The organism is Entomohabitans teleogrylli (assembly GCF_001484765.1).
Classification (GTDB): Bacteria; Pseudomonadota; Gammaproteobacteria; order Enterobacterales; family Enterobacteriaceae; genus Entomohabitans; species Entomohabitans teleogrylli.
Genome location: NZ_LLXO01000061.1, coordinates 1 through 11507, shown reverse-complemented (window position 1 = coordinate 11507; position 11507 = coordinate 1). Strand labels below are relative to the sequence as shown.

At 51.1% G+C, this 11507-nt stretch carries 9 protein-coding genes and 1 pseudogene; 5 read left to right on the top strand and 5 right to left on the bottom strand.

Annotated features, from left to right (window positions below; translation table 11 throughout):
* The 3 genes and pseudogenes from AQ981_RS24905 to AQ981_RS24895 form a co-directional block, all read left to right on the top strand.
* Nucleotides 1–975: pseudogene (locus AQ981_RS24905) on the top strand (IS3 family transposase); the annotation flags it as partial.
* Nucleotides 976–1396: 421 nt separating this feature from the next.
* A complete protein-coding gene (locus tag AQ981_RS24900; RefSeq protein WP_058914456.1) occupies nt 1397–2248 on the top strand; it encodes an aldo/keto reductase in 852 nt (283 codons plus the stop codon).
* 26 nt (nt 2249–2274) lie between these two features.
* Nucleotides 2275–3264, top strand: coding sequence for an aldo/keto reductase (locus AQ981_RS24895; protein WP_058914455.1), 990 nt, complete (start codon nt 2275–2277; stop codon nt 3262–3264).
* A gap of 34 nt (nt 3265–3298) precedes the next feature.
* Here AQ981_RS24895 and AQ981_RS24890 read toward each other — a convergent pair whose 3' ends face one another.
* Entirely contained in the window at nt 3299–4192 is an 894-nt protein-coding gene (locus tag AQ981_RS24890) for a LysR family transcriptional regulator (RefSeq protein WP_038423571.1), read from the bottom strand.
* A gap of 148 nt (nt 4193–4340) precedes the next feature.
* Between AQ981_RS24890 and AQ981_RS24885 the strand changes: the two genes are divergently transcribed.
* Nucleotides 4341–5114, top strand: coding sequence for an SDR family oxidoreductase (locus AQ981_RS24885; RefSeq protein WP_058914454.1), 774 nt, complete (start codon nt 4341–4343; stop codon nt 5112–5114).
* 20 nt (nt 5115–5134) lie between these two features.
* On the opposite strand, the gene AQ981_RS24880 is transcribed toward AQ981_RS24885, so the two are convergent.
* From AQ981_RS24880 to fdnG, 4 genes are all read right to left on the bottom strand, one after another.
* Nucleotides 5135–6282 (bottom strand): IS3 family transposase gene (locus AQ981_RS24880; protein ID WP_121500738.1). Its coding sequence is split into 2 segments (ribosomal slippage): nt 5135–6045 and nt 6045–6282, totalling 1149 coding nucleotides; the frame shifts between segments, so codons are not numbered across the junction.
* Between the two features lie 283 nt (nt 6283–6565).
* A complete protein-coding gene (gene fdnI / locus AQ981_RS24870) occupies nt 6566–7210 on the bottom strand; it encodes a formate dehydrogenase-N subunit gamma (protein ID WP_058914451.1) in 645 nt (214 codons plus the stop codon).
* Nucleotides 7203–8087, bottom strand: a complete 885-nt coding sequence (gene fdxH, locus AQ981_RS24865; RefSeq protein ID WP_058914450.1) for a formate dehydrogenase subunit beta — start codon at nt 8085–8087, stop codon at nt 7203–7205. The genes fdnI and fdxH overlap by 8 nt, the downstream gene beginning before the upstream one ends.
* An 11-nt stretch (nt 8088–8098) precedes the next feature.
* Nucleotides 8099–11149, bottom strand: coding sequence for a formate dehydrogenase-N subunit alpha (fdnG, locus tag AQ981_RS24860; protein WP_071609019.1), 3051 nt, complete (start codon nt 11147–11149; stop codon nt 8099–8101).
* A gap of 196 nt (nt 11150–11345) precedes the next feature.
* On the opposite strand from fdnG, the gene AQ981_RS26670 reads away from it, so the two are divergent.
* Nucleotides 11346–11507, top strand: a 162-nt coding sequence (locus AQ981_RS26670; protein WP_161969192.1) for an Rpn family recombination-promoting nuclease/putative transposase, incomplete at its 3' end; no start/stop codon positions are given.

Below are 11507 nucleotides of genomic sequence, written 5' to 3'. Positions count from 1 at the left end.
GCCCGAGGTTAAGCGCCTGAAGTCGCTTGAGGAAGAGAACGCCAGACTCAAGAAGCTGCTTGCCGAAGCCATGCTGGATAAGGAGGCACTTCAGGTGGCCCTGGGGCGAAAGTACTGACGACAGACCAGAAGCGGGAAGCCGTGGTATTGATGTGTGATGCGACCGGTCTGTCGCAACGTCGTGCCTGCATGCTTACAGGCTTGTCCCTGTCGACCTGTCGCTATGAGGCTCAGCGTCCGGCGGCTGATGCGCATTTATCAGGGCGCATCACTGAGCTGGCACTGGAGCGCAGGCGTTTTGGTTACCGCCGCATCTGGCAGTTACTGCGCCGTGAGGGCCTTCATGTCAATCACAAGCGCGTGTACCGCCTTTATCATCTTAGAGGGCTGGGCGTAAAACGCAGACGGCGTCGTAAAGGGCTGGCAACAGAACGTCTGCCTCTGCTCCGCCCGGCGGCGCCCAACCTGACCTGGTCGATGGATTTTGTCATGGACGCGCTCGCCACCGGTCGCAGGATCAAGTGCCTGACCTGTGTGGACGACTTCACGAAGGAGTGCCTGACAATTACCATCGCATTCGGGATTTCAGGCGTTCAGGTCACGCGTATTCTGGACAGCATTGCACTGTTTCGAGGCTATCCGGCGACGATAAGAACTGACCAGGGGCCGGAGTTCACCTGCCGCGCACTGGGTCAATGGGCTTTTGAGCATGGTGTTGAGCTGCGCTTAATCCAGCCGGGCAAGCCAACGCAGAACGGATTTATTGAGAGCTTTAACGGGTGATTTCGCGATGAATGTCTGAATGAGCACTGGTTCAGTGATATCGTTCACGCAAGGAAAGTCATTAATGACTGGCGGCAGGATTATAACGAATGTCGTCCACATTCAGCACTGAATTATCAGACGCCATCAGAGTTTGCAGCACGGTGGCGGAATGGAAAATGTGAAGGTAAACAAACCGACATTACTAACTGATGGTTGTATCTAATACTGGGGGAAGGTCATTACCTGCCAGGGGAATATCAGCCGCCTCAAAATTTCTAAAGTTGCGGATTCCGAGTTTTGATAAATACATAAAACTCCCTCTAAATGCATTACATAGGCTTTGGAAAGACGTTCTTCTGGCAAAAAGCTCATAAAATTTAACAGCGAAGGTTCTGAGCGATTTTACTTTATTCTTTTCTTATCATCGGCCGTTAATTGCAAGAGTTCAACACTTGGATTTAGGACTTGCTGTTGCGGAGACAGCCACAACATCTATATGTGGCACAAAGCCGACCTTCAGCCCCTTCTAAATTAATGAACACATCTAATAAACCCTAGCTAATTACCCCATCTAATCGAATAAATCAGTTTGCGTTATGCTTTTCCAACACAACAGCTGAAGGATAACGTCATGCAAACTGTAAAACTGAACAACGGGATTGAAATGCCCCTGCTGGGCTTTGGTGTGTTTCAGATGTCTGATGCCGCTGAATGCGAAAGAGCCGTTATTGATGCCATCGATACGGGATACCGCCTGATCGATACCGCCGCGTCTTACCAGAATGAAACCCAGGTCGGGAACGCACTGAAACAAAGCGGTATCGCCCGTAACGAGCTCTTTGTAACGACCAAACTTTGGCTACAGGATACCAATTACGAAGGCGCTAAAGCCCAGTTCGAACGTTCCCTGAATCGGCTGCAACTTGATTACGTCGACCTGTATCTGATTCACCAGCCTTATGGCGATGTCCATGGAGCATGGCGTGCTATGGAAGAACTGCAGCAGGCAGGCAAAATTCGCGCCATTGGTGTCAGCAATTTCCATCCTGACCGACTGGCCGACCTTATCGCCTTCAACAAAGTTGCCCCTGCGGTGAACCAGATTGAGGTTAACCCCTTCAATCAGCAGCTGCATGCCGTTCCATGGAACCAGAGCCGTAACATTCAGCCGGAAGCCTGGGCACCGTTTGCTGAGGGAAAAAATGGTCTGTTCCAGCATCCCGTGTTAACGGCAATAGGCCAGAAGTACGGCAAAAGCGTGGGCCAGGTTGTGCTGCGTTGGATCTTCCAGCGAGGTATCGTTTCGCTGGCGAAATCGGTGCGCAAAGAACGCATGGAAGAGAACATCAACATACTCGATTTTGAACTCAGCGCTGAAGATATGCTGCAAATTGCCGCCCTCGACACCGCTACCAGCGCCTTCTTCTCTCACCGTGACCCGGCAATGGTGGAATGGCTGACTGGCCGCAAACTGGATGTTTAAGTCACGATAAAAGAGGTATTCATTCAATGCAAAAACGTTATCTGGGTCAATCCGGACTCGAAGTCTCCGCGCTTGGGCTCGGCTGCATGGGTTTAAGCCACGGCTATGGCCCGGCCACCGATACCCGTCAGGCTATCGAGCTCATTCGCGCTGCGGTTGAACGTGGCGTCACCTTCTTCGATACCGCTGAAGTGTATGGCCCCTTCCTCAATGAAGAGGTTGTCGGTGAAGCCTTAAAACCATTTCTTGACCGCGTGGTCATCGCCACCAAGTTTGGTTTTACTTTTGGCGACGACAACAAGCAGCAGATTTTAAACAGCCGTCCGGAGCATATCCGTGAAGCGGTGGAAGGATCATTACGACGTCTTAACACTGATGTCATTGACCTGCTATATCAACACCGTGTCGATCCGGACGTCCCGATTGAAGATGTTGCGGGAACAGTGAAGGACCTGATCGCTGAAGGTAAAGTTAAACATTTCGGTCTGTCCGAAGCGGGCGCGCAAACCATTCGTCGTGCGCATGCCGTACAACCTGTCACTGCCCTGCAAAGCGAATATTCAATGTGGTGGCGCGAGCCTGAACAGGAGATCCTGCCGTTGCTGGAGGAACTGGGTATTGGTTTTGTGCCCTTCAGCCCATTAGGCAAAGGCTTCCTGACGGGCTCGATTAAGCCAGGAACCACTTTTGGGAAGGATGATTACCGCAGTACAGTGCCGCGTTTCGCCGAGCAGGCGATTGAAGCCAATGAAAAGCTGGTTTCATTGCTGGGTGAACTGGCGGCAGAGAAAGGTGTGACGTCTGCACAAATCGCGCTGGCGTGGCTGCTGGCACAAAAGCCGTGGATTGTGCCTATCCCTGGAACTACGAAACTGCACCGGCTGGAGGAAAACCTGGGGGCCGCCGACATCATCCTTTCTCAGGATGACTCGCGACAGATAACCCAGGCGCTTGAAACGATTAAAATCGTCGGCGAACGTTACTCTCCTGAGCACCAGGCTCGCGTAGGCCGTTAATACCCGGACGGGTCCGCTGCAATTGGCGGACCCGTTATTCCTGGTAGCGAAGTGCATCGATCATCAGCGCAAAAGCAGGCGGATGCTGCTTGCGGCTCGGGTAGTAGAGGTAATATCCGGGGAAAGACGGACACCAGTCCTGCAGAATCTGGATAAGCTCTCCTGAATTTATATAATCCTGCACCCTGTCTTCAGGTATACAGGCGATACCAAAACCGGATAACGCCGCATCAATTCGTTCCGCCTGCAGATTAAAGGTTACCTGCCCTTCTACTCTGACACGTAACGGTTTCCCCTCCTTCTCAAACTCCCAGTGGTAAAGCCCACCGGCTGTCGGCAGGCGCATATTGATACACCGATGATTTTGTAGCTCGTGCGGCGTTTCAGGTGCAGGATTTGCAGCGAAATAAGACGGCGCTCCTACCACAGCCATTCTCATATCCGGCCCAATTCTTACCGCAATCATATCCTTATCCACACTTTCGCCAAGGCGGATCCCGGCATCAAAACGCCCCTCAACAATATCGACAAAGCCGTTATCAACCACCAGTTCGAGATTAATTTCGGGATATTCCCTGAGGAAGGGTTTTAGCTTCGGCCATACCAGACTTCGCGCGGCATGCTCCCCGGCAGATAAACGGATATTGCCGGAGGCGGTGCCGTTCAGTTGAACAAGCGATTCCAGTTCCTGTTCAAGATCGGCAATGCGAGGTTCAAGGCAGGCAATAATTCTCTCACCGGCTTCCGTAGGGGCAACGCTTCGGGTCGTGCGGGTCAGAAGGCGAATATTCAGCCTTTCCTCCAGGGCCTTCATCGCGTGGCTGAGTGCAGACTGAGAAACGCCCAGTTTACCCGCTGCTTTGGTAAAACTTCGCTCCCTTGCCACCACAAGAAAGATTTGCAGTTCGTTGAAATTTTCTTTGAGCATCGGCGATTTCCTTATGGGGGCATTCCCTTCATCGCGTACTCATGAAGGGTGTTCATAGACACAATCATTTTAGCCCCATTACTGACATTAATGATAATTGATATTCTGACCGTATCAAAAATAAGTCTGAATTATCAGTAGGTTTATCATGAGAATACTTGTTGCAGGGGCGACAGGAAGTATTGGCCTTCATGTCGTCAACACTGCTATCAAAATGGGCCATCAGCCTGTAGCGCTCGTCAGAAATAAACGCAAAGTAAAATTGCTTCCTCGTGGAACAGAGGCTTTTTACGGCGATGTTTCAATGCCGGAAACACTCACCGAATTGCCGAAAAATATTGATGCCATCATCTTCACGCTCGGTTCCGATGGTCAGGGTCGTATTGGTGCCAGAGCGATCGATTACGGCGGAGTACGTAATATTTTACGAATTTTCAAGAATACGCCTGTTCGTATCAGCCTGATGACCACGATTGGCGTGACTGAGCGGCTCAGCACCTGGAATCAACGCACTGAGGTTCATGACTGGAAAAGACGTGCCGAGCGTCTGGTCAGGGCCAGCGGTCACCCCTATACCATCGTCAGGCCCGGCTGGTTTGATTACAACAATGATGATGAACACAGAATCGTTATGCTTCAGGGAGATCGTCGCCATGCGGGAACACCGGAAGATGGTGTGATATCCCGGGAGCAAATCGCAGCGGTTCTGGTCAGTGCCCTGACCCACGACGAGGCAAAAAATAAAACGTTCGAGCTGGTAGCTGAGCGAGGCGAAGCACAGCAGGATCTTACCCCACTGTTTGCAGACCTACAGTCTGATAATCCACAAAAAAATGATGGGGTTCTGGACATAGACAATATGCCTCTGCGTGAAGAACCTGAGTGCATTATTAACGAACTGAACCTGTATTCAAAAAATTAACCTGAATCGCCACGGATAACCTAGACACTTCCGAGTCGTTGATAATACTGGTTTTCGTATTCAGTTGGTGGCATCTGATCGTTCGAACCATGCCGTCGTTTGCTGTTATAAAACATTTCAATGTAATCAAAAATATCGCTGCGGGCTTCTGCCCGCGTTCCGTAGATCTTTTTCTTTATCCGCTCACGTTTCAGCAGCTGGAAAAAATTTTCTGCAACCGCATTATCGTGACAGTTACCGCGACGACTCATGCTACCTTCCAGACCGTGTGATTTCAGGAACGACTGCCACTCATAGCTTGTGTACTGGCTGCCCTGATCAGAATGAACCAGCACCTTTTTTTGAGGATTACGCCGCCATACAGCCATCAGCAGTGCGTTCAGAACAATGTCCTTTGTCATCCGGGATTGCATTGACCAGCCGATAACCTTGCGTGAGAACAGCTCAACAACCACGGTAAGATACAACCAGCCTTCGTGGGTCCTGATGTAGGTTATGTCCGTCACCCAACGTTCATCCGGTGCCTCCGGGTTGAACTGCCGCTGGAGCCTGTTGGGCGTCACGATACTGACCTCGCCTTTACGTGCCCGCGGGCTCCGGTATCCGACCTGAGCCTTTATCCCGGCGCGCTTCATCAGTCGCCAGACTTTGTTGACTCCGCACTGTTGCCCGCTGTCCCGCAGATCCAGATGGATCTTGCGATAGCCATAGACGCATCCCGATTCCAGCCAGAACTGTTTAATCTGTCCTGTCAGTCTCAGGTCTGCCTGATGGCGTTGTGAATGCGACTGCTGAAGCCAGGCGTAAAAGCCACTGGGATGAACATCCAGCACGCGACAGAGCAGTCGAACAGGCCAGCAACTGGTGTTGTCACGGATAAAGGCGTACCTCAGTCGGACAGCTTTGCGAAGTACGCCGCGGCTTTTTTTAATATGTCCCGTTCGTCGGTAACCCGCTTCAACTCTTTCTGGAGACGGCGGATCTCGGCCTGAGCATCTGACTGTTCTTTATGAGTGGAAGAATCCGGACCGTACTGCTTTATCCAGGCGTAAAGGCTGTGAGTGGTGATATCGAGACGTGTTGCAACACTGGAAACAGAATGACCGCGATCAACAACCTGTTTGACTGCTTCAATTTTAAACTCTTCGGGATAACGCTTATTGCTCATGGGTACCTCTCTTTAAGCCATCTTAAATGACTTTGAGGTGTCTGTTAAACCTGTGGCGATTCAGCTCGTTCATTTGTCCATATTTCCTCCGGGGAATATACTACCATTTTTTACGATTGCTCAGACCACATAGTCCTGGCTGAACTCCATCAAAAACATCTACTATCAGAAACGATGTCTATGAATTACACATCTTAGATCATAAATTCTGCTCCCAGTATTACTATGTAAGAGCAGACAACAGCCTGCCCTTTTACAATAACCTTTTTACCTATTGCTACCGTTATGGCTTATCCACCGGTATATTCTTTTCCACTTCACGGTACCAGCGCGGATGATGCTTTTGCGCCCAGCGGCGGCTGACCTTGCCAACGATCATCCCTTTAATCGACCCTTTTACCCAAAATGCCATATAAATATGGATAAGGATTGCATGGATCAGGATGATGGCTGCTGTGGCATGGAGCAGCAGACTATAACGTATCATCCGCATCGGGAAATAGTCCGCAAAGTATGGTCGCCAGATAATGACGCCGGTTACCAGCAGCACAAAAATCAGACTCATGATGCTCCAGAACATCATTTTTTGCCCAGCGTTATATTTCCCGACATCCGCCACCTTATGTTCATTACCTTTGAGTACCTCGATAATCCCCTTCATCCACGGCCAGTCGTGACGATCCGGAATATTGTGACGCACAAAACGTACAAACATGAACATCAGGGCGATGAAGATCAGTACCCCAAAGAATGGGTGTAGAATGCGTCCCATCTGCGGTGTACCGAAGGTTTCTGTCAGCCACTGCAGTGTCGGGAAGAAAAGCGCAATACCGGAGAGCGACACAAGAAAGAAGCAAACTACTACCGTCCAGTGACAGGCCCGGTCAATAAATTTAGTTCTGACAATCATTTTGCTCGGCTTACTCATGGCGATCCTCCTCATCTTCATTCACCTCTTCGTTCGGCCCGACGCCGATGTAATGGAAGATCAGCCCGGCAAAAGTGACGATGAAGCCTGCGGCCGACAGCGGCTTGAGTATCCCTTTCCACAGATTGACAGGCAGATCAATATGCGGATCTTTCGGCAGATTATGATATAAATCCGGCTGTTCGGCGTGGTGCAATACGTACATTACGTGAGTACCACCGACACCCTGCGGATTGTAAATACCGGCATGCTGGAAACCTCGCTTTTTCAGCTGCGTGACGCGCTGTTCAGCCAGTTCCAGCATCGCTTTTTTAGTGCCGAAATGAATAGCGCCGGTGGGACAGGTTTTTACACAGGCCGGCTCCTGGCCGATGCTGACACGATCGACACACAGGGTGCATTTGTAAACCCTGTTGTCGTCCTTATTCAGGCGCGGAATATTGAACGGGCAGCCGGCGATACAATAGCCGCAGCCGATACAGTATTCAGACTGAAAATCGACAATACCGTTGGCATACTGGATGATTGCCCCGGCAGACGGACAGGCCTTCATACAGCCGGGGTGTACGCAGTGCATACAGCCATCCTTGCGGATAAGCCATTCCAGTTTGCCATTTTGCGTGGTTTCGCTGAATCGCATCACTGTCCAGGATTTGGCACTCAGGTCGATGGGGTTGTCATATACCCCAGTGCACTCACCCACAGTATCGCGGATATCATTCCACTCTGAACAGGCCACCTGGCAGCCCTTACAGCCGATGCAGGTTGAAACGTCAATCAGCTTGGCGACTTCTTCTTTAAAGTCGCGCGCCTGTGGTGGTGGTGTCATCGGGTTAGTTGCCGAACGCCTGATAATGTCTTGTGATTGCATGGACATAGCTTCGCTCCCTACGCCTTCTCAATGTTGACCAGAAACGCCTTATACTCCGGCGTCTGTGAGTTGGCGTCGCCAACGGACGGGGTCAGGGTATTGGCAAGAAAGCCTTTACGCGTTGCCCCTTCAAAGCCCCAGTGGCACGGAATACCAATGGTATCAACTCGCCTGCTGTCAATGGTCAGAGTCCGCAGACGTTTGGTTACCACCGCCTTAGCTTTAATAAAGCCGCGTTTCGAGGTGACTTTAACCACATCACCATGGACGATACCCTTCTCCAGGGCCAGTCCTTCGCCGATCTCAATAAACTGATCGGGCTGAACAATAGCATTCACCAGAGAATGTTTGGTCCAGTGGCGGAACAGTTCGGTAATTGAATAGGTCGTTGCCACATAAGGGAAATCCTGCGCATTGCCCATATTTGACTTGTCGCTGTCAAACAGGCGCGTTACCGGACTGGAGACAACATTGGGGTGTAATGGATTGGTACCGATCGGTGATTCGATGGGTTCGTAGTGCTCTGGAAACGGACCGTCGTTCATCTTGTCGATAGCAAACAGCCGTCCAACACCCTCAGGGTTCATGATAAAAGGCCCGACACCGCTGCCCGGCGCGGCCTGACTGTAGTCAGCAACGTCCATCCCTGCCCAGCGTGAGCCATCCCAGCGCAATAAAGGTCGTCTGGCATCCCAGGGTTTACCCTGAGGATCGGCTGAAGCACGATTATACAGAATGCGCCGGTTAGCCGGCCACGACCAGGCCCAGCCAGGCGTACATCCCAGACCGTAGGGATCGCTGTTATCACGATTCGCCATCTGGTTCCCCTGCTCTGTCCAACTGCCACAGTAGATCCAGCAGAAGCTACTGGTTGAACCATCATCACGTAACAGTGCAAAGCTGCTGAGTTGCTGGCCTTTTTTGACAATAACCTGACCCTGATCGTCCAGCAGATCGCGCGTTGCCATACCGTTCGCTTCTCTGGCGACCTCTTCGGGGTGCGGATCGCAGGGGTCTTTATAATCCCAGGACATGTTTAACAGCGGTGTCGGGTTAGCACCACCCTCATCACGGTACAGTTCGCGCAGACGCATAAACAGACGCCCGAGAATTTTGCCATCGTGCAGAGCCTCCCCGGGCGGTTCCGATGCAGCCCAGTGCCACTGCAGCCAGCGTCCTGAATTGGCAATAGAACCGTTCTCTTCAGCGAAGCACGATGACGGAAGACGGAATATTTCAGTTTGAATATCTGCCGGGTTGACGTCGTTCATCTCATCATGATACTGCCAGAAATTAGAGGACTCAGTGACCAGCGGATCAATCACCACCATGTACTTGAGTTTCGCCAGTGCAGCAGAGGACTTGTTCTTATCCGGGAATGCTGCCAGCGGGTTGAACCCCTGAACAATGTAGCCATTGATTTTTCCTGCATACATCAACTCTACCTGAGTCATAACATCGTAGAGGCGATCCCATTTGGGTAACCAATCGTATCCCCAGTTATTATCGGCGGTAGCGTGATCGCCCCAAAAGCTTTTCATCATACTGACAAAGAACTTTGGCGTATTTTGCCAGTAGTTAACTTCATTCATCCCCAGAGCTGGCGGCATAATCTGGCTGATATAGGTCTGGTAGTCGGGCTGTTTTTCCGACGGCAACGGCATGTAGCCGGGCAGATTCGTGGACAGCAGACCCAGATCGGTATACCCCTGAATATTTGAATGGCCGCGCAGGGCATTTCCCCCGCCTCCCGCCATGCCAATATTCCCCAGCAGTAGTTGTAACATACCGGCAGTGCGGATAATCTGCGCGCCAGCCGTATGGTGCGTCCAGCCCAGGGCATACAAAATAGTCGCTGTGCGGTCAGGTACGCTGGTACTGGCAAGAATTTCGCAGATACGCTCGAAATCCTCTATTGGGGTACCGCACAAACGGGTAACCAGTTCCGGCGTATAGCGTGAAACGTGGATTTTCAGCAGATTCCAGACGCAGCGTGGGTGGTTCAGGGTGGTGTCGCGTAACGCATGGCCCTGTTCATCGAGCTGGTAAAACCAGCTCGATTTATCATACTGGCGTTTTTCTGCATCATAACCGCTGAATAATCCATCATTAAAGGCATAGTCTTCGCGGACAATCATGGCTGCGTTCGTGTAATGGCGCACGTATTCGTGCTGTACACGATTATGTTCAATGAGATAATGAATTATGCCCAGCAGGAATGCGGCATCAGAGCCGGCACGGATTGGGGCATACAGGTCGGCCACCGCAGCACTACGGTTAAAACGTGGGTCGACCACCACCACTGTTGCATCGTTTTTAGTCTGCGCTTCCACTACCCACTTAAAGCCAACCGGATGCGCTTCGGCGGCATTACCCCCCATGATCAGCACCACATTAGCGTTTTTAATGTCTACCCAGTTGTTGGTCATTGCACCGCGTCCGAAGGTCGGCGCCAGCGCAGAAACAGTCGGTCCGTGGCACAGGCGCGCCTGACAATCGATGGCAACCATCCCCAGCGCACGGGCGAATTTGCCGTCCAGAATTCCGGTTTCATTACTGGCTGCTGATGAGCACAGCATACCGGTAGTTGTCCAGCGATTGACGGTCACGCCCTGCGGATTACGTTCAATAAAATTGGCATCTCGGTCATCTTTCATCAGCCGGGCAATACGGTTGATGGCGTCATCCCAGCTTATTCGTTGCCATTTATTGGAACCCGGAGCCCGATACTCCGGGTACATCAGGCGATTTTTGCTGTGGATATAGTCAAGTACTCCGGCACCTTTGGGGCATAAGGAACCCCGACTCACCGGGTGATCCGGATCGCCTTCAACATGATAAATATTTTGCGTAACATTCTTACCATGATCGCCCAGGCTGTACATCAGCATGCCGCAGCCCACTGAACAATAAGTACAGTTATTACGGGTCTCTTTTGCTTTTAACAACTTGTATTGCCGGGTTGCAGCCTGAACTGAAAAAGTGGATAAAAATCCGAGAGATCCAGCAGTGGTTCCTGCCATGCCACCCGCGCAGATACGGAAAAACTGCCTGCGACTGAACTCCATATAACCTCCAGCTTAAACTTAAGACATGAAAAGGAACATGGATTATAAGGTTATTCCAGATGTTAAACCATTGTAATTTTATGGTTATTGCAGATGCGACTACCAGGGAATAAGGAATCGCAATTGCCTTCTGCGCCAATGTTAGCATTTTTTGCCTGTGATACTATAACAGAGCCATTTTTCAGAGCCTGGATTGATGAAAAAGAAAAATACTACACCCACGCCCCACGATGCGACATTCAGGCAATTCCTGACGCAGCCGGAGATAGCCCGGGATTTTATGGAGCTGCATCTCCCGGCAGAACTGCTTGCTATCTGTGACCTCACGACGCTGAAGCTGGAATCCGGTTCGTTTGTT